This window comes from Kiloniella sp. EL199, assembly GCF_900313065.1.
Classification (GTDB): Bacteria; Pseudomonadota; Alphaproteobacteria; order Kiloniellales; family Kiloniellaceae; genus Kiloniella.
Genome location: NZ_OMPU01000010.1, coordinates 91,644 through 110,472, shown reverse-complemented (window position 1 = coordinate 110,472; position 18,829 = coordinate 91,644). Strand labels below are relative to the sequence as shown.

At 44.5% G+C, this 18,829-nt stretch carries 19 protein-coding genes; 11 read left to right on the top strand and 8 right to left on the bottom strand.

Features of this window, described 5'->3' with window-relative positions:
* Positions 1–2: 2 nt before the first annotated feature.
* The 3 genes from D9A03_RS09035 to D9A03_RS09025 all read right to left on the bottom strand — a co-directional run bounded on the left by D9A03_RS09035 (position 3) and on the right by D9A03_RS09025 (position 3,324).
* Positions 3–902, bottom strand: coding sequence for an ABC transporter permease (locus tag D9A03_RS09035; protein WP_216825430.1), 900 nt, complete (start codon positions 900–902; stop codon positions 3–5).
* Positions 899–2,044, bottom strand: a complete 1,146-nt coding sequence (locus D9A03_RS09030) for an ABC transporter ATP-binding protein (RefSeq protein WP_120496876.1) — start codon at positions 2,042–2,044, stop codon at positions 899–901. Before D9A03_RS09030 ends, D9A03_RS09035 begins: the two co-directional genes overlap by 4 nt.
* Before the next feature lie 185 nt (positions 2,045–2,229).
* On the bottom strand, positions 2,230–3,324 hold the full coding sequence (locus D9A03_RS09025) for an extracellular solute-binding protein (protein WP_120497643.1): 1,095 nt from the start codon (positions 3,322–3,324) through the stop codon (positions 2,230–2,232).
* Positions 3,325–3,628: 304 nt separating this feature from the next.
* On the opposite strand from D9A03_RS09025, the gene D9A03_RS09020 reads away from it, so the two are divergent.
* Positions 3,629–5,128: a PLP-dependent aminotransferase family protein gene (locus D9A03_RS09020; protein ID WP_120496875.1), complete on the top strand. Its 1,500-nt coding sequence runs from the start codon at positions 3,629–3,631 to the stop codon at positions 5,126–5,128.
* Positions 5,129–5,166: 38 nt separating this feature from the next.
* Here the strand turns inward: D9A03_RS09020 and D9A03_RS09015 are convergent, their stop codons facing one another.
* Positions 5,167–6,321, bottom strand: coding sequence for an aminotransferase (locus D9A03_RS09015; protein ID WP_120496874.1), 1,155 nt, complete (start codon positions 6,319–6,321; stop codon positions 5,167–5,169).
* A 241-nt stretch (positions 6,322–6,562) separates the two neighbouring features.
* Between D9A03_RS09015 and D9A03_RS09010 the strand changes: the two genes are divergently transcribed.
* Entirely contained in the window at positions 6,563–7,720 is a 1,158-nt protein-coding gene (locus D9A03_RS09010) for a TauD/TfdA family dioxygenase (protein WP_120496873.1), read from the top strand.
* A gap of 60 nt (positions 7,721–7,780) precedes the next feature.
* Here D9A03_RS09010 and D9A03_RS09005 read toward each other — a convergent pair whose 3' ends face one another.
* Entirely contained in the window at positions 7,781–8,545 is a 765-nt protein-coding gene (locus D9A03_RS09005; RefSeq protein WP_120496872.1) for a sulfite exporter TauE/SafE family protein, read from the bottom strand.
* Between the two features lie 454 nt (positions 8,546–8,999).
* Here D9A03_RS09005 and D9A03_RS09000 point away from each other — a divergent pair, with 454 nt between their 5' ends.
* Positions 9,000–9,293, top strand: a complete 294-nt coding sequence (locus D9A03_RS09000; protein WP_120496871.1) for a hypothetical protein — start codon at positions 9,000–9,002, stop codon at positions 9,291–9,293.
* A 100-nt stretch (positions 9,294–9,393) separates the two neighbouring features.
* Here the strand turns inward: D9A03_RS09000 and D9A03_RS08995 are convergent, their stop codons facing one another.
* Positions 9,394–9,609 (bottom strand): hypothetical protein, encoded by a 216-nt coding sequence (locus D9A03_RS08995; protein WP_162938057.1) that lies wholly within the window; start codon positions 9,607–9,609, stop codon positions 9,394–9,396.
* Between the two features lie 322 nt (positions 9,610–9,931).
* Here D9A03_RS08995 and D9A03_RS08990 point away from each other — a divergent pair, with 322 nt between their 5' ends.
* The 5 genes from D9A03_RS08990 (at position 9,932) to D9A03_RS08970 (ending at position 14,390) form a co-directional block, all read left to right on the top strand.
* On the top strand, positions 9,932–10,501 hold the full coding sequence (locus tag D9A03_RS08990; RefSeq protein ID WP_162938056.1) for a hypothetical protein: 570 nt from the start codon (positions 9,932–9,934) through the stop codon (positions 10,499–10,501).
* 85 nt (positions 10,502–10,586) lie between these two features.
* A complete protein-coding gene (locus tag D9A03_RS08985) occupies positions 10,587–11,714 on the top strand; it encodes an MlaE family lipid ABC transporter permease subunit (RefSeq protein ID WP_254055008.1) in 1,128 nt (375 codons plus the stop codon).
* 2 nt (positions 11,715–11,716) lie between these two features.
* On the top strand, positions 11,717–12,499 hold the full coding sequence (locus tag D9A03_RS08980) for an ABC transporter ATP-binding protein (protein ID WP_120496868.1): 783 nt from the start codon (positions 11,717–11,719) through the stop codon (positions 12,497–12,499).
* A gap of 99 nt (positions 12,500–12,598) precedes the next feature.
* Complete coding sequence (locus D9A03_RS08975) at positions 12,599–13,633, top strand: MlaD family protein (protein WP_120496867.1); 1,035 nt, start codon at positions 12,599–12,601, stop codon at positions 13,631–13,633.
* Between the two features lie 106 nt (positions 13,634–13,739).
* Entirely contained in the window at positions 13,740–14,390 is a 651-nt protein-coding gene (locus tag D9A03_RS08970; RefSeq protein WP_162938055.1) for an ABC-type transport auxiliary lipoprotein family protein, read from the top strand.
* Between the two features lie 341 nt (positions 14,391–14,731).
* On the opposite strand, the gene D9A03_RS08965 is transcribed toward D9A03_RS08970, so the two are convergent.
* Positions 14,732–15,262, bottom strand: a complete 531-nt coding sequence (locus D9A03_RS08965; RefSeq protein ID WP_120496865.1) for a MarR family winged helix-turn-helix transcriptional regulator — start codon at positions 15,260–15,262, stop codon at positions 14,732–14,734.
* A 114-nt stretch (positions 15,263–15,376) separates the two neighbouring features.
* On the opposite strand from D9A03_RS08965, the gene D9A03_RS08960 reads away from it, so the two are divergent.
* Complete coding sequence (locus D9A03_RS08960; RefSeq protein ID WP_120496864.1) at positions 15,377–15,976, top strand: nitroreductase family protein; 600 nt, start codon at positions 15,377–15,379, stop codon at positions 15,974–15,976.
* Between the two features lie 72 nt (positions 15,977–16,048).
* Positions 16,049–16,999 (top strand): DMT family transporter, encoded by a 951-nt coding sequence (locus D9A03_RS08955; protein ID WP_120496863.1) that lies wholly within the window; start codon positions 16,049–16,051, stop codon positions 16,997–16,999.
* Positions 17,000–17,046: 47 nt separating this feature from the next.
* Here D9A03_RS08955 and D9A03_RS08950 read toward each other — a convergent pair whose 3' ends face one another.
* Positions 17,047–17,934 (bottom strand): LysR family transcriptional regulator, encoded by an 888-nt coding sequence (locus tag D9A03_RS08950; protein WP_120496862.1) that lies wholly within the window; start codon positions 17,932–17,934, stop codon positions 17,047–17,049.
* Positions 17,935–18,338: 404 nt separating this feature from the next.
* On the opposite strand from D9A03_RS08950, the gene D9A03_RS08940 reads away from it, so the two are divergent.
* Complete coding sequence (locus tag D9A03_RS08940; RefSeq protein ID WP_120496861.1) at positions 18,339–18,812, top strand: OsmC family protein; 474 nt, start codon at positions 18,339–18,341, stop codon at positions 18,810–18,812.
* Positions 18,813–18,829 lie beyond the last annotated feature (17 nt).

Below are 18,829 nucleotides of genomic sequence, written 5' to 3'. Positions count from 1 at the left end.
CCCTATTTCACGGTATCGGCAAGCGTTTGGCGACTGAGTTTCAGGCCAACAAACACAATGACAGATGAGAGGAACAGCAATAAGAAACCAAAAGCAGATCCTGATTCCCAGTTAAACCGTGTAATAAACTGGTTATAGATTTGTTCGGTAAACCAAAGGCTGTCTTTCCCGCCAAGAAGCGTTGGCGTTAGGTAATTCCCCAACGTCAGCATAAAGACGACAATACAGCCAGAAGCAATCCCCGGCATCGCGTGTGGAATAACAATCTCACGCAAAATAGAATAGGTACTCCCACCCAGATCATACCCGGCTTCAATCAAACTATCATCCAGCGTGTCCAGAACAGAAACCAGCGGCACGACCATAAAGAGCATGGATGTATAAACCAAACCAACCATCAAGGTTGCATCGGTGTAGAGTAATTCAACTGGACCATCAACAAGCCCTGTCCATTGCAGAAAGTTGCTTATTACGCCGGATTCACGCAGCAAGATCATCCACCCAAAGGTTCTGACAAGCTCGGAAACCCAAAAAGGGATCAGGCACATCATAAAGAGCAGGTTGCGCTTTTTACCCTTGATAACTTTGGCGATGTAATAGGACACCGGAAAGCCCACGATCAGGGTTATCGCTGTTGCAACAATTGACATAACCGCGGTACGAACAAAGGTGTTCCAATAAAGCGGCTCGGTAAAGAACTCGATATAGTTCTGAAGACTGAAAGCGTATTCCCGATACCCGAGTTTTTCACGCAGAGAAACCGTCAGAAGATCTAGATGCGGTAAAATAATAAGCAAGAACAGCCAAAGCAAAAGCGGCAGCATCAACAGGAAAGTCCCGAGCTTGATCATCGGAATTGTTGTGCTCTTTTCTGTTCCAGAGGTCATCTGGAGCGTACTCATGCTGCCTGCTCCTTACCAACACCAGCCTGAGAGACATAAGCGCGAGCTTTATCTACACCCCAGGATAAACGAATCTGCTCACCTGACTTGAGATCACTAAAAGCACCGGTCTGAGGCAAGGAAACGGTTACTTGATGACCTGTTTGCTGATCCCGTACCTGCGCGCGGCTGTTTGCTCCATCAAACAAAAGGTTTTCAACAATCCCTGACAGGGTATTCTGACCATCTTCTATATGGGTGCCTGTTTGTGCAGAGCTGTCACGTTCAATCGTAATAGCTTCTGGACGAACAAAAAGCTCTACGCGATCGCCAACATTAAGTACTCTGTCATTTCCACTAATACCGGCAATAGCACCCCCATCGTCAAGCGACACCAGCGCCTTCCCGTTATCAAGAGAATCAACCCGCCCACTCCAGCGATTTGAATCGCCAACAAAGCCGGCGACAAAAGCTGTCTGAGGATTATAATAGAGATCCTGCGGAGATCCCACTTGCTCAAAACGGCCTTCGTTCATAACAGCAACATTATCGGACATCACCAAGGCTTCGGACTGATCATGCGTAATATAAACAAAGGTTGTTCCAACTTCGTGTTGAAGCTGTTTCAGTTCAACCTTCATGTGTTCACGAAGCTTTAAATCGAGAGCGCCTAATGGCTCATCAAGAAGTAAAACCGCCGGCTCAAGGACAAGGGATCGCGCAATTGCGATGCGCTGACGCTGTCCACCGGAAAGCTGTGTGACATCCTTTGGTCCCGCATCTGGCAAGCTTACCCGTTCCAGAACATCTGCGACTTTTTTATCGATTTCTGCCTGTGGCAATTTCCTGCGTTTCAGGCCGTAGGCAATATTCTCAGCAACGTTCATCATAGGGAAGAGTGCGAGATGCTGGAAAACCATGTTCACAGGGCGTTTGTTTGGGGGAACCCCCAACATGGATTGTCCTTTGATCACAATGTCACCCGCACTCGGTTCAATAAAACCGGCAAGCATACGTAAAAGAGTGGTTTTACCACAGCCACTTGGACCGAGTATCGAGAAAAAAGATCCCTTTGGAATTTCCAAAGACACATTATCAACCGCTGTAAACTTCCCAAAGGATTTCACCAGCTGGCGACACTCAAGATCCAATTGATTGCTCATATTCTTTATTTACCTGTGAAAGGACGTTGTGTTTTAGCAGGTCTATCGACCTCTTATGCCGGGCTTTAGAGGCCCCCGAGATTAGGACTTGAGCGGAAAATGATCCATTACACCGCTGATGGCAATACCCCCGATCTTACCAAAGACCGGGGGTTGCCGTTTATGCACCGCATATCAACTTCTTCTTAGTTAGAAGAAGCAGCCTTAACACGGTCCAGAACTTTACCTTCGATAGTTTCAAGCCCTGGTGGTACAGTCGGGTACCATTTGATGTTGTCCAGGTCAGCCTGAGGGAAACTACCCTGGAACTGAGCTTTCAGTTTGTCATCAGCGTGCTCGTCAGCGCCTTTAGATGCTGTAAAGTTACCAGCCGCAGCGGTAATCTGTGCAGCAATTTCAGGACGCATTACGAAGTTGATCCACTTGTAAGCAGCAGCTTCGTTTTCTGTTTTCTTGGGTAGAGCAAAGGTATCCATCCAACCAAGGGCACCAGACTTCGGCGCCACAAAAGTAATGTCGGCATTGTCATTGTTAAGCTTCCATCCACCGGCATCCCAGCCCATGGCAGCAACAACTTCACCAGAACGAACAAGATTCAGAAGAGAATCACCACCCTCATGATATGCTTTCACTTTAGGCTTACAAGAAATCAATGTTTTCTCAACATCGCCCATGATTTCTTCATATTTTGCTTTATCGCCATAAGCAGCAAAAGGATCATGACCAAGAGCGAAAGCAAAACCGATCAATGTCGGACGCTTTAGACGATAAGAAGCCTTACCAGCAACAGCATCATTACATAGATCCGTATAATCTTTAATCACGGCAGCTTGTTTAGTATCAAGTACGAGACCACTTGTGCCCCATACATGAGGAACACCATACACTTCGTCTTTGAAAGTTGTATTGGCTTTAGTAGCTTCAAGCATCGAGCCAATGAACTGGCTGGAATCGATTTTGGAAAGATCAATTGGCTTGTAAATTCTGTGTTCGGCCTGCGCACCGGAAATACGGTCTTGGCTTGGTTGTGCAAGGTCAAACCCGCCACCGCCAGTCGCACGAAGCTTTGCGATCATTTCTTCGTTATTAGATTTAGTAACCTTAACATCGATGCCAGTTTCTTCCTTGAACTGCTTAACAACAGATTCAGGAGCATAACCACCCCAGGTAAGAAGACGTAATTCTTCTGCGTGCGCCTGACCAGCAAACGCCAGGCCTGCGATAGCAGTCACACCCAGAATTGCCTGTTTAAGCGAAAGCTTGGCTTTCGTGTTAATCATAAAAAAACCTCCGTGTTTATAAATGCGCATGTTCGAATGCGTCCCAACCCCCAAAGGGATTTTTTATTCACCGAACAAGAGCTCTCCAAGTCTGATTTCAATGTTCAGAAGGAACATTTTTCTATCATGAATGCACACCTACAGGGCATGTATTACAGTGACATTGAACTTTGTTTGCAATTCCGCTTTTACACAGTTTTGCTTGCGGCTTTGTAATTTTGGAAATATTACACAGATAGTGGCATTACTTTAAGATCCATTATTGGACACCCAAGCAGACCAATTTTACATTAAGTTCACGATTATGGCTAAATTTGCATCCGGCGCCTTGCTCGAAGGCATCAAACTGGACCCAACATCACAAACCCCGCTTTACAGACAACTCTATAGCGGGATACGAAAGCTTATTCTTTCCGGCGACTTACCCCCTGGAACCAAGCTCTCGGCGAGCCGCATAATCGCCACTGAGCTCGAAATTTCCAGAACGACCGTTATCAACACAATTGAGCAAATGATATCCGAAGGTTTTCTTGAAACACGTCGGGGAGCCGGCACTTATGTAACTCGCCGTTTATCAGCCATGACAGATTTCTACCAATCTGCCAGCGATGACGACCCCGATTGCTTCGAAGAAGATTCCGATCTAACGCTTTCAAAGCGCGGCCTTAGATATTCGGAATTGCCTCACCAATATGAACCGGAAGGCATCTATACCTTTAGACCCAGTCAGCCAGCCTATGAACTGTTACCGCACGACATATTCTCTCGCCTGACCAACAGATACCAACGCAAGCCGTCTAACGACGATCTGACCTACGCTGATCGTGGCGGATTCATGCCTTTAAGAGAAGCCATTTCAAGTTATTTGAAAACGTCACGTTCTGTGCGGTGCACGCCCGAGCAAATCATTATCACCTCTGGGACACAGTCCGCTCTTAATCTTGCCAGTCAGCTCCTGCTTGATCCTGGCGATACGGTCTGGATGGAAGATCCCGGCCATACAGCAGCACGTTGTGTGTTCGAAGGAACTGGTGCCAATGTCGTTCCCGTTTCTTCGGATGAACATGGTTTCAACCCTGACCTTTGCCCGGAAGAGGCTCAAAATAAAAAGGCACGCCTTGCCTATGTAACGCCGTCCAGTCAACATCCCCTGGGTTATCGCATGCCTCTCACTCGGCGCATCAAACTTTTGGAATGGGCACAGCAAAACAATACCTGGATATTTGAAGACGATTATAACAGTGAATTCAGATATACAGGTCGCCCCCTGTCTGCCCTGCAAGGTCTGGACAAGGGCGGGCGTGTTCTCTACGTCAGCTCTTTTACCAAGATACTCTACCCCGGCCTTCGGCTGGGCTATATGATCGTCCCCAAATCAATGGCAGAGGATTTTGCCCATGCCGCAACTATTTTACAACGCTCAACCCCCAAGTTAACCCAACAGATCATCGCCGACTTTATAAACGAAGGTTTCTTCACAACACACATGCGAAAAATGCGCCGGATATACCACCAGCGTCAGCAAATTCTTATTGAAGCAGCAGAAAAACACCTCAAAGGTTTGGTGGAAATAAATCCAGTGGAACAAGGTTTTCACTGTAATGCCTGGCTTCCGGATCACGCAGATCCTGAACAGGTAGAGCAAACCTTACGAGCCGCTGGCTACGCCGTGAACAATCTGGACTATTACTGCATGAGACCACTTAAGCGGAAAGGTTTCATGATCGGCTTTGCAGGCACACCTGAAGAAAAAATTCCCGATGGCATCAAAGGTATGGCAAGAATACTGAAAGAGATCCTCTAATAACTGAGGATCTCCGAGCGCTTTAAACTTATGGAAAATCACACCAAAGCTTGTTTTAGCCTGCTCATCGCTTCTTCAAGAACTTCCATGCGTTTACTAAAGCAAAAACGGACAAGGTTGGATGGGCCTTCGATATCGTAGAACACACTGACCGGAATTGCAGCCACCTTTGCCTCGGTCGTTATGTAACGACAGAAATCTTCATCACGGCCATTATGGACACCACGAATATCTACTGTCACGAAATAGGTTCCATCACAGGGTAGAACATCAAAACCAAGATCAGCCAAGGCCTTCGCCAGATAATCCCGTTTAGCTTCCAGATCTTTTGTCAGACTATCGAAATAGCTCTGGTCTTTTGACAAACCAGCGGCAACAGCCTTTTGCAAATTTGGTGGTGTGGTAAAGGTCGTGAACTGATGCGCCTTGATAATAGGCGTCAAAACCTCTGGTGCTCCACAAACATAACCAACTTTCCACCCCGTGAGTGCAAAGCTTTTTCCAGCAGATCCAATACGAACTGTTCGATCCCTCATCCCTGGAAGTGTGATCAGCGGATAGTGTTTCCGTCCATCAAAAATGAGATGTTCATAAACTTCGTCACAAACCGCATAGATATCATAGCGCAGGCATAATTCAGCCAAGGCTTCCAGTTCATCCCAATGAAACGCCTTTCCAGTGGGGTTCATCGGGCTGTTGATAATAATCAGTTTGGTGTCATGCGTAAGAGCTTCGTCCAGCTCTTCGATCGGCAACTTCCAGTCCGGCGCCGACATAGGCACTGTTACCGGAATTCCACCTGCCCTTTTAATCAAGGGGATATAGCAATCATACGATGGTTCCAGAACGACAACTTCATCGCCCGGTTCAATCAGCCCGAATAAACAATTCGACAAGGCTTCAGTTGCGCCAGAGGTCACCATCACCTCTGTCTTCCAATCCAGACTGATGCCATAGAACTTTTTGTCGTGTTTCGCAATTGCCTGACGCAATTCCGGGATGCCCATCATTGATGGATACTGGTTAGGTCCTTCCATCAAGCTATCAGCCGCTATTTTTCTCAGCTCTTCAGGACCATCTTCATCGGGAAATCCCTGCCCCAGGTTGATAGCATCATGCTCCAGCGCCAATTGCGACATCACTTCAAAAACAGTGGTACTATAGGAAGAGAGGACAGAATTGGCATCTTTCATGGTTTTGGCTCCCGTTTAGAATTTCTTGTATTAATAGTAACACCTTAGCCGATTTTCACACAATGAAAGTTGAAACTATTATTTAGAATTCTGCTATTCTCATCATTCCCTGAGAAAAACTGACTGGTTCACCAAATAAAATCACTTCCCGATAAAACTGACCTACTCCAAATTCTTTTTAAATCATCAACAAATTCTCCCTCACTCAGTTGGGACGAAACAGTTATATATGGAGTAGCAAATGAGTTCGCTCGCCCAAGAAGAGCAATTTACTGTTTCAGTAGAAACACTCAGTCTTTCAGAAAGATCACTTGAAATCAGGTGGTCAGACGGCAAAATTGCAACATTCCATTACCTATGGCTTCGCGATAATTGCCCCAATGGCTTTCATCCATCGACGCAAGAACGCTTGTTCAACCTGACAAGCGTAAGCCCCGACATATACGCCATTAACGGTCATTTCGACAAAAACACGCTTTATATCACCTGGTCAGAGGGCGCACACAAAAGCGCATACCGGCTTCAGTGGCTTTATGAAAACGCCTACTCTCCGGATTTCAAGAAAACGGATACATCCACTATCGTACCTTGGGGAACAGAAATCCTGAATAATATGTACGAGGTCGACTACAACGACCTGATGCAGGATGATCTTGCCCTCTTCAATTGGTTAAAAGCAGTGCAAAAATCCGGTATTTCCTACGTGCGTAACGTGCCCTGCATAGATGAAGGTGTAACCAACGTTGCCAATCGTATTTCCTTCTTGCGGCAAACGAATTTTGGAATTGTTTTTGATGTACAATCAAAGCCAAACCCAATCAATAATGCCTATACATCCGAAGCTCTCCCACTGCACATTGATTTGATCAATCAGGAGATACCACCAGGATATCAATTTCTGCACTGTCTTGTGAATGACAGCCAGGGTGGAGAATCTACCTACGCTGACGGCTTTAAAATTATCGAAGAGCTCAGAGAAACAGACCCGGAAGCTTTTCATTTACTGAGTACCGTTACTGTTCCAATGCGCTTTTACGATACGGAAACCGACATTCGTACACGTAATACAATTATAAAGGCGAATGAAAACGGTCAACTTGTCGAATTGAGGTACAGCCCTCACCTAGTTGATACCTTCGACATGGATGAAAGCATGATAGACGGCTTCTATTTAGCGTTCAGAAAACTCATGGTCCTGATTAATGATCCTCGATTTGTTATTTCCGTAAAAATGAAACCCGGTGATCTATGCATCTTTGATAACAGAAGGGTCATGCATGGTCGGAATGCATTCGAAGCTGGCGAAGGCTATAGCGGCGCAAGACACCTAAGAGGTTGCTATGTAGATCGAAGCGATTTTGAAAGTCGCCTGCGTGTTCTCGGACGCAAATACACTTAACTTGTCACCCCGACAAGTTAACAAAAAGCTCGCCCCATCAGGATCGGGCTTTTTGTTTTTTTACCAAACAAGTGGTGACATTCCATCATAGAGTAACTTTGTACCTGCAAGAATCATCATCAGGTAACTGATTTGGTAAAATAAATCCGGTGCGATTATTTTATGTAGCTTAAGCCCTAACCAAATACCCAAAGGTACAATTGGCACAAAGAAAAGCGATAACATCAGGTTTTCGGCAGAAAATTGCCCCATCCAGGCGTAGGGTATCAACTTGAGCTGATTAACAATTAAAAAGAAGGCGACATTTGTCCCAACAAAAACCGTTTTATCCAACCTCTGCCTCAGAAGAAAAAATTTAACCGGCGGCCCGCCTGCATGCGCGACAAAACTGGTAAATCCAGCTACCAGTCCGCAACCAACACCGACAGATGTGGATACCCGCGCCTGCTTCTTCTCTTTCTGATTCCCAATAAAATAACTCATCCCAAACAACAAGGTCAGGAGCCCGAGTAGAACCCTGATATTATTGGCATCTACATAGCTATAGGTCAAAGCGCCGATACCAATACCTGATAAAGCCCCTAAGACTAACACCATCAGATTTTTACGATGGAAACTCTTCCGATAGGCCCAAATACTGAGCACATCCATACAACACAGAATAGGGAGCATTATCGCAGCAGCCTTGAAAGGCGAAATGAACATTGCCATCAAGGGCACTGTTAAAGCCCCCATTCCTCCTGAAAATCCGCTTTTGGAAATCCCGGTTATAAGAACGGCTATCGCCGCAACAAAATAGAAACTGAAAGAAACATCGGGCAACATAAAGAAGGGCCGTTCTGTGAGAATTATGTGTCACAACGTGACATAGTACGTTTAAGAGAGAGACAGTCACCTACAAAGTCAAATAACATAAGCAACTGTTATTAATGACAAAATAAAACACTATTTCTTCTTGAAACGCACCAATTTTCTTCTGCCTCTTTGTGAACAAATGATTGTCTTTTAAATATCACACCACAGGCTTCCTCGCATCCATTAGGGTTATCTCAAGATTAAAACCATCGTGGATTAATATTCTAACCAAAGTTAGACAGATTAAAATAAGAGGAGCCCGGATTGCAGTATTTATGCCGTGTCTAAATGAAGTTTATTTCGTGCAGCTTTAACGTCGATCTTTCACGCCAAGAACAGCACAGGCTGATTACCACATTAGTTAGTCAAGCCGACAAAACAAAATAAGTTCATCACCTTAAAAACTGTAATTGAGTTCTTAATAATGAAAAAATCTTTCCTTATCATATCTCTTATCCTGATGTCTTTCTCACTCTCAAGCCAGGCCTATTCCTCAGACGTCAGTATTCCCAAGAATCATAAAGGCCAGGCCATAAACCTTGCAGCTTTGGCAAAAGATGCGGCATGGCGTCAGAAAATTTCCAAGAAATGGAAAGCTTCACAAGCTAAGGAAGCGGCTCGCAAGAATAAGTATATCAAGGCACGCCCCGTTACTCTTGAAAATACGCAAGAAGCTGCATTTTATGACCGTCAAGACGCACTAGCGCACTACAACTGAACCTCCTCCGACTAAAGTCAGAGGGTTCAGTGTAATGAGCGCCCCACTCGCCCTTTTTCAAAATCCAGAGACCTTCTGTAAAGTTTGCCGTTTCAACCTTTTAGATTGTACGGCTCTGATCTATCCATGTGTCTGTGTTTGCTCTCTTAACAATAGCCAAACGCAACTTCTCAATATCGCTTGTTGAGGAAATGTTAAGTCCCTTTAGGCCAATAAGCATTTTATCAAACCGTATTGTAAGCTCTAGCGGTGTTGCAAACTTTTCCGATAGATATTCAGGAAATGTAACTGCCAGATCATATTCACCCTTCTCCATCCCCAGGATAAATCTCTGCCTTGATACGCTAACAATTTCAATCGGTTCGCCCAAAAACTTGGGTAAGGTTTCGAAATAAGAAACTATAATAACGTCCAAATATCCTGATTCGTTATAGAAACCCCATGGTTTTTCGGCGAGTACGAGCGAATCATCACAACAATCCCACCAGCCATAAAGTGTTATATTAAAGCGGCATATTTACACTGTTATTTAGAGAAAATTGAGAAATATGAAACTATTGTGACAGCAACTTCTTACTCTGGCTTGCGCTGCTGGAAAAAGGTAATAAATCTTCTCAGCAAAGGTGAAAGGCGAAATAGTGCCAGTTGAAAACGAGTATAAGTTTGCTCTATACGACCCAGATGGCAAACTGGAAGAAAAGCTGTTAACCTCGGATTGTTTTCGTGTCGCTATACGGCAGGGTTATATCCGAAAAGGTGCTCGTATTCGCGAATGGCATGATCTACAATCTCAAACCGTTCGCTATATTTTCACCTATAAACATCGCGTAGATGACGACGTCATCGAAGTCGAGACGGATATATCCGAAGAGGATTTCAATCGCCTTTGGTCTGTGCGCGAATACGATGTTTCAAAAATTCGTTTCAAATTCATCGTTGATGGCATGACATGGGATGTGGATTTCTTGAAAGATCAGGGAAAAACCTATTTCTCTCTGGCAGAGGTTGAGTTACCCGAAGAACAACGAATAGTTCCAACACCGCCAGCCTTGATAAAAGATTATGTCTTGGGTGGTACAGGTCGACATGACAAAACATTGTCAAACAAACGCCTTTTACATGTGGATTATGCCAAACAGGTTGAAGCCGCTTTTATCGCTGGTGGAGACGCTGTTCAGAAACTGGTTTCCACATATCAGGTCACATAACTTTCTTTAAACTGGCCTTTTAAGGAAAAGAACGCTTAATATATATTCACTAACCTATTGAAACAAAAATGCGGCCACTGATAATTTGACTTCACCGGAAATCAAGTTCTCCTCAGACAAAACGACCTTGACTTGCTCTCTTTCCGGTTCCTGGACAACGCAAGAACTTGCGCGTGTTATCCCCCAAACAGCCAATAAAAGTGAAACAGCCTGTAAAGAACAGATTTTTGACCTCAAGACCGTTGAGATCATGGATACAGCAGGTGCGCTCTACTTTTTACAATATCAAGACAAAGCAGAAGCAAACGGGCACAAAACATTACTCAAGAATGTCCCCAAGCATGTCAGACAGATTCTTGATACCGTACAAGAGCACCGTATCAAAGAGTGCCCACCAGAAAACGCCCCCAAAGGCATGAAAAAACTGCTCACCGATACGGGTGAAAGCTTTTACACAATTATGGCGCAAGGGTATGAACTGATCTCTTTTTTGGGACTTGTTCTCAACGCATTTGGTAAACAACTTGTCAATCCAAAGCGTATCCGCTGGACACCACTTGTTGCCCAAATGGAACAAATCGGAATTCATGCTCTTCCAATTGTGGGGCTCATTTCATTCCTTATCGGCGTTGTCCTTGCTTTCCAGGGTGCGGGACAATTAGAACGCTTTGGGGCGCAAATTTTTACCATTAATCTTGTTGCCGTTGGCGTTTTGAGAGAAATGGGGATTTTGTTAACGGCAATCATCGTTGCTGGCCGATCAGGCAGTGCTTTCACCGCCCAGCTTGGAACAATGAAGGTTAATGAAGAAATTGATGCCATGCGCACCATCGGTCTTGATCCAATTGATGTTTTAGTCCTCCCCCGCATCTTCGGCCTCATTCTGGTATTACCTCTGCTCACTTTTTATGCGGATATCATGGGATTACTCGGCGGGGCCGCTATGACCATGATCACTCTGGACCTGTCACTTTTTCAATACATCCGGTATCTTCAGGATGCCGCATCTCTGGGCGATTTCTTTGTTGGTATGATCAAGGCACCAATTTTTGCGTTTATAATCGCTTTGATTGGCTGTCATGAAGGTCTTCAGGTCAGCAGAAGTGCCGAATCAGTCGGGCGACAAACAACCCGATCCGTTGTCGAGGCTATCTTCTTTGTCATTGTTCTGGATGCCCTTCTTTCCATCCTCTTTTCAGTTATGGGGATTTGAGGATGCCCAAAGAAATTAAATCTCAAGATTTTGTCATATCTCTTAGAGACATTCGAAATCAGTTCGGTGATCAAGTCCTTCACAATCATCTCAACCTGGATATAAGAAAAGGCGAAGTCATTGGCATCGTAGGTGGTTCTGGAACGGGCAAATCAGTTCTTATGCGTACAATCGTCGGGCTTAATCAAAAAGCAGCCGGGACAATTAAAATTCTTGGCCAAGACGTCGATCGGATATCACAAGCAGAACTAAGTACTTTAAGGCAACGCATGGGGGTTCTGTTTCAGGACGGCGCCCTCTTTTCCTCGCTTACTGTTTCGCAAAACATCGAAGCTGTGATCAATGAACACACAAAACTACCCGCACAGTTTGTCCGAGAGATCGCAGCCCTGAAAATCGCGTTGGCTGGCCTGCCCGTTGAAGCCGGAGACAAATACCCTTCAGAACTGTCAGGGGGCATGAGGAAAAGAGCTGGTATTGCCCGCGCGTTAGCTCTGGACCCTGATATTCTTTTTCTGGATGAGCCAACAGCCGGTCTCGATCCAATTGGGGCAGCACAATTTGACGCCTTAATCGCAAAGCTGCAAGACACCCTGGGTCTCACGGTCGTCATGATTACCCATGATCTGGATTCACTTCATGCCATTTGTAATCGTATTGGCGTTTTACTGGATAAAAAGATCAAGGTTGGTACGATCAATGAATTGACCAAGGAAACTGATCTCTGGATTAAAGAATACTTTGGCGGTCCCAGAGGGCGTGCTGCAACGAGATCACATGATTGATAACTATATAAATAATGACGAAGCTATTTTGAACAGTTTTGACAACAGCAATCCCACCAAAGCTTATGCTGACGCGTCCTGTTCAGGCGAGGAGATATAATGGAAACCCGTGCAAACCATATGATTGTCGGTTCTTTTGTCATTGCCTTTTTTATAGGGGCTTTAATCTTTGTAGTCTGGCTTGCCAAGTTTGAAGCAGATCGTAGTTATACCCACTACAACATCATCTACCGTGGGGATGTGACAGGCTTGAAATCCGGTAGTCCGGTCCGTTATCACGGGGTCAATGTGGGGGAAGTCATTGATGTTGCCCTTTCGCCAGATAAACCTGCCGAAGAAGTCGTTATTCTGCTGGAAGTCGAAGAAGGCACACCGGTAAAGGAAGACACAACAGCAACCCTTCAACTCGAAGGTATTACAGGAGTTAAGTCCGTCCAACTAACAATCGGTAACATGCAGTCAGAAGCTCTTGTCGAAGAGGGCCCTTATGGACACCCTGTTATCAAATCCCAAACATCAGCATTGGATCAGTTATTGGAAGGTGCACCAGAGCTTGTCTCAAACGCCAACGTACTCCTTGCCCGCGGAAATGACCTTCTGAAAGATCAAAACAGAGCAAGCATTGCCCAAACGTTGCAAAATATTGAAGCCCTGACAAAAGTACTTGCCGAGAAAGAAATTCAAATTGCACGGCTTATAGATGATACCGCAATTACCGCCAGTAATATGAAGGCAGTGTCAGTATCGGTAAAAGAGCTAACCGAAGACCTGCAACAGGGCAGTTCGGAAATAATAGGTAAAACCAACAATGCAATAGCTTCATTAGATAATGCTGCTGTATCCATTGACAAGCTCGTTGCCGAAAGCTCACCGGAAATTAAAGTGCTGGTACAGGACTTCCAACAAACAGCCCGCAGTTTTGCGAAGACAAGTGATCAGGTCGAAGCCCTAATCAAAGAAAACCGAGAACCACTTCAAGATTTCACCTCTACAGGCCTGTACGAGTTTGCAAATCTATTGTCCGAAACCAGAACTCTTGTCAGAGATTTACAACTTATTGCCGGAGAAATCGAACGCGACCCCGCGAGGTTTTTCTTTGGTGACAAGCAAAAAGGTTTTGAACCACCAGAATAATGTACAGGTATTATGATACATAAGAATCATGCCCCTTAAAGAACCAGGATCGAATTGTTACGATCTCTCTAAAGCAACAATGACAAAGACAGAACAAGTGAGCCCAATGAACAATACAAAAGATAACAATAGACGCCACTTCCTGAAACTTGCTGCCCTGCTTCCTGTTTCCGGGCTCATTGCTTCCTGTTCCACACTTATCCCCGGCCAAGGACCATTGCCCGACCTCTATCGCCTATCGCCCAAAAGTACCTTTGACACAGCCTTACCCAAAGTTCCTTGGCAACTGGTTCTGGAACAGACTTCAGCCAATGCTAGTCTGAATACGACAAAGATCGCCTTGCAACGTAAAGCCAATCAGATGGAATACTACGCAAACGCCGGATGGGTCGACAAAGCCCCTATCATGGTACAGACGCTTCTGGTAGAATCATTTGAAAACACGGGTAAAATTGTTGCTGTTGGTCGAGAAACCATTGGTTTGAGATCAGACTTTATTCTGAAGACAGAACTTCGTGAATTCCAAACACTTTATTTGGGCAATCGGCCTGAAGTCAGAGTGGTTATCAATGCAAAAATTGTACAGATGCCCCGTAGAACCATCATTGGCTCGCTAAGCTTCGAAGCAAACATTCCTGCCCAATCAGATCAACTGAACTCAGTTGTTGCAGCTTTCGATGAAGGTTTGGGGAAAGTCACTAAAAAACTTGTTGAATGGACACTCTTTACCGCACATTCACAATATAAGGCGCGCTAGGCTCGCTCTAACAAAGCTGAGATACAACGTTATTTCCGCAGAGAGTTGAGAGTTCTATGCTCTCTGTTCGCAACATCAAATATACGAATTGCACTGATCATAAATTCCCATCAATCTTGTCGTTTGTGTGCTTATATATTCTTCTGAACGGATGCTTTAGGGGGAAGAACTGAAAGATCCTTTTGGTATTTCGGCACACGATCTTGCCCTGACCACAATGTCTTATAATATGAAATCAATTTGCTAGAGACACTAAATGAAGAAAGCCTTCCCCCTTCTGTCAAACCTGGTGGCTATTACCATGCCTGACTAAACGTCCCGGCTTCTTTCCTAACTCATCATCAAGTTATTTTTTCCAATAAAAAGCGAAGGTGTTGCCGCTCTTCATTTGATAGATTTGACAACATTTTTTCTTCTGTTTCCACATGCGTTACCACGACTTCATTGGCCAATTCAAAACCCTCACGGGTTAAGGCAACCATCTGCCCCCGTCTATCATTCGGATCCATCTTCCTCTCGACAAGACCGCGCTTTTCAAGGCGATCCAGCCGATTGGTCATAGCAGATGTCGACAGCATCATGTCTTTAGCTAACAACGAAGGAGACAGCGTCTCTCCTTCCCCTTGACGACGTAACGTCAACAAAACATCCATGCCGGCAAAGTCCAGATTATAGTTGGAAATGTTGCCTAGAACTCCCTGTCGAAGTTTTTCCCCGGCCCGCCAAACCTCTCCACAAACGGCCATTGGCGCGGGATCAATATCGGGCCTTTCCCGACGCCATTGTGCCAAAATACCTTCCATTGGGCCGCCTTCTACAGCCTGCGGTGTAGCGCTATTTTTTAGAATCGCCTTTTTAGGGCCTTGACTCATCTCAAAACAATCCTTATTTATTTTGATATCAAATTATTTGACGTCAAAATATCTTATATCAAATTATCCTAAACAGAGATACATGACGTCCTGAAAATTGTAAAGGACTTCGTTATGCCAAATACACCACTTCCACACCGCTCCCCTAACTACCCAATTGATTCAATATTTATCAACAGATGGTCGCCCCGTGCTTTTGATAGCAACAATATTCCAAACGAAGACCTGCAAACCATTCTCGAAGCAGCAAGATGGGCACCTTCAGCGTTTAATGTCCAACCCTGGCGCTTTGTTTATTCTCACCGTGGCGATGAGCACTGGAACACACAACTAGACCTTCTAGATCCATTCAACAAAAGTTGGGCGCAAAATGCTTCGGCACTTGTCTTTGTAATATCGGACAAGATTGTCTCGGGAGATGGCACACGACCGGACAGGCCTTCAAATTACAATAGCTTTGACGCAGGTGCTGCCTGGGCTCAGTTGGCTCTCCAGGCTTCTATCAGTGGATACAAAGCCCACGCGATGGCAGGTCTATATTTCGATAAAGCGCAAGAGGCCTTAAAACTCCCCGAGCGCTACAAGGTCGAGATTGCCGTTGCAATTGGCAAAAATACAACCCCGGATTTTCTTGCCCCTGAACTACAGGAAAGAGAAATCCCAAGTCAACGCCTTGAAAGTAACGATATTATTTTTGCAGGCACCTTTTCATAGAGCTTCATACGTAATGTTTTTTTACAGCTTCAGAGAAGTGCAAAAGTGCTCTAGTACTCAGGAGAAGATAATATGAGTTTATCAACCACAGAGAATACTTCCGATAAGAATATAGGCGGAAAGAATATAAAAGGTAATAACGTACTGAAAAGCCCAACCAGCCTTCTCCTGATTACCGGCACATTGATTGGTTTCAACTTTCCCTTGGGGAAGATTGCTGGTGAAGCAAACGTTTCACCAATGATTTGGGCTCTTCTGGTCTCTGTCGGGGTTTGCAGCCTACTTTTGCCAAACTTGCTTTTTCGCAAGCAACTGCAAATACCCAAAGGTAGAACGTTACGCTACGCGGTTTTATCTGCCCTTATTTCCTTTGTAATCCCTAACCTTTTGCTCTTTAGCGTTATCCCTCATGCCGGGGCGGGTTACACAGGATTAATGTTTGCCCTCTCGCCTGTGTTCACACTGGCGCTTGCAACTTTATTCAGGCTAAAAACACCTAATCTTTTGGGAATAACAGGCATTGCCATCGGCCTGGTCGGCGCCATCGTGGTCAGTATCACCCGTGCCGGATCTGCGGAAGCACCGGAACTTATCTGGATCATCGCAGCGATCCTCATACCGCTAACATTGGCGTGCGGTAACATCTATAGAACCATCGATTGGCCTGAAAATGCCCTACCCGATAGCCTTGCATTCTGGAGCCATAGCTTTGCAATCTTTGTATTCATCGTCTTGCTTCTTGCGACCACAGGAACAGTTCGCATTTCAGAATTGGCGGTCATTCCTTGGATAGCACTAACCCAAGCTGTTGTTGCGGGTTTAACTTTTCCGGTTTTCTTTAGACTGCAACAAAAAGGCGGGCCTGTTCTTCTTAGCCAGATTGGGTATGTTGCCGCGGCAGTCGGCCTTATTACCGCAACCTTTATTCTAGGTGAACGTTATAGTCTCTTTACCTGGGGCGGAGCAGGAATCATAGCCATGGGTATTGTCATCACGATAATCTCGCAAAGACAAAAGGGGTAATAATATCCCTGATCGATCGTAATCAAGCCTAGGATGTCTATGATATCCTAGGCTTGAAGGCTGGCCATTAACCCTGCACCGTCTTGTAAGAACTTATGCCACAGGAAGTTGACATGAGAGTTTTTAAGCACCTCAGGATGACACAGCATTGAGACCTCAGTTTCAGGTATTGAATCTTCCCACCTGATTCGACAAAGCCCTAGGGATGTTGCGATATAACTAGGTAAAATACCTATACCGACCCCCGCCTGTACTGCCTGCGCTTGAACAGGTACATTATCAGATCGAAAGACAATATTCTTGGAAACTGCGCGAGATGCAAAACTTTCCATAGCAGGCATCGACATATAAGCCTCGTTAAAGGCAACAAGCTTATGTGAACTTAGATCAGTCTGAGAACTAGGCACACCATAGGTTTCAAGGTATTTTTCCGATGCCCACAATCCGTTTTTTAACGCGAATATCTGCTTTTCAATCAGCTCTGTATCTTTGCGCCCGCTAATTCTGAAAGCAATATCAGCATCACCACGATGTATATCTTCCAGTTGGTTCCCGGGTTTTAGTAAGACTTTCAGATCCGGTTCCCGCAACTGAAGTTGAGCGACAACTTGCGGTACCCAATAGGTAGCTAACCCCCCAGTTGCCGTCAAACGAACAGGTGGATAATCACGTTGCCCAAAGCTCTCCAACTCTCTTTCAAGACGAAAAGCCGTTTCAACAAGGGGCGTAATCCGCTTGGCAAGTAGCAGGCCATAAGCAGTCGGACGTACATACTTGCCATCGCGTTCCAAAAGTTGTTGTCCAAGCCGCTCTTCCATAGCTGTAATGCGTCGTCCAACGGTTGGTTGACTAACATCTAGCTCTCGTGCAGCCGCAGAAAGTCCGCCGTTTTTAATAACAGCTTGAAAATATCGATAATCATCCCAATCATTCATCTATTCATCTATTCATCTATTCATCTATTCATCTATTCATCTATTCATCTATTCATCTATTCATCTATTCATCTATTCATTTATTCATTTATTCATTTATTCATTTATTCATTTATTCATTTATTCATTTATTCATTTATTCATTTATTCATTTATTCATTTATTCATTTATTCATTTATTCATTTATTCATTTATTCATTTATTCATTTATTCATTTATTCATTTATTCATTTATTCATTTATTCATTTATTCATTTATTCATTTATTCATTTATTCATTTTTGTACTAATATTGATCAAAAACAAACATTTTTATTTATAAATTTAATTACGTATAATTTTACTTGGACAAAATTTGGGAAAATTGAACTAAATATCGAAACCCTGTGACAGGATTATGCCAATGAGCCAAGAGCACCAGTACGAAACACACCTTTCCTGGACAGGAAACAAGGGAACCGGGACGAGTAACTACCGAGCTTATGATCGTCATTACGATATTATAATTGAAGGTAAGACCACGTTGCCGGGCTCTTCAGATCCGGCTTTTCGCGGCGACCCCACGAGACATAATCCGGAAGATCTACTGCTTGCCTCGATCTCTTCCTGTCACATGCTTTGGTATTTACATCTCTGTTCAATCAATAAAATCATTGTCCTAGATTATCAAGACACGTCGACAGCAACGATGATCATGAACGCTGATGGTAGCGGACAATTTTCAACAGCAACGCTTAACCCGGTGATCACCATAAGTGAGGATTCAAATAAAGAAAAAGCTATTCAGCTACATCATGAGGCAAATAAACTCTGCTTTATTGCCAGATCAGTGAACTTCCCAATTCACCACAAGCCTCAAATAAAAATCGGAGCATAAATCAGTTCAACATTCAC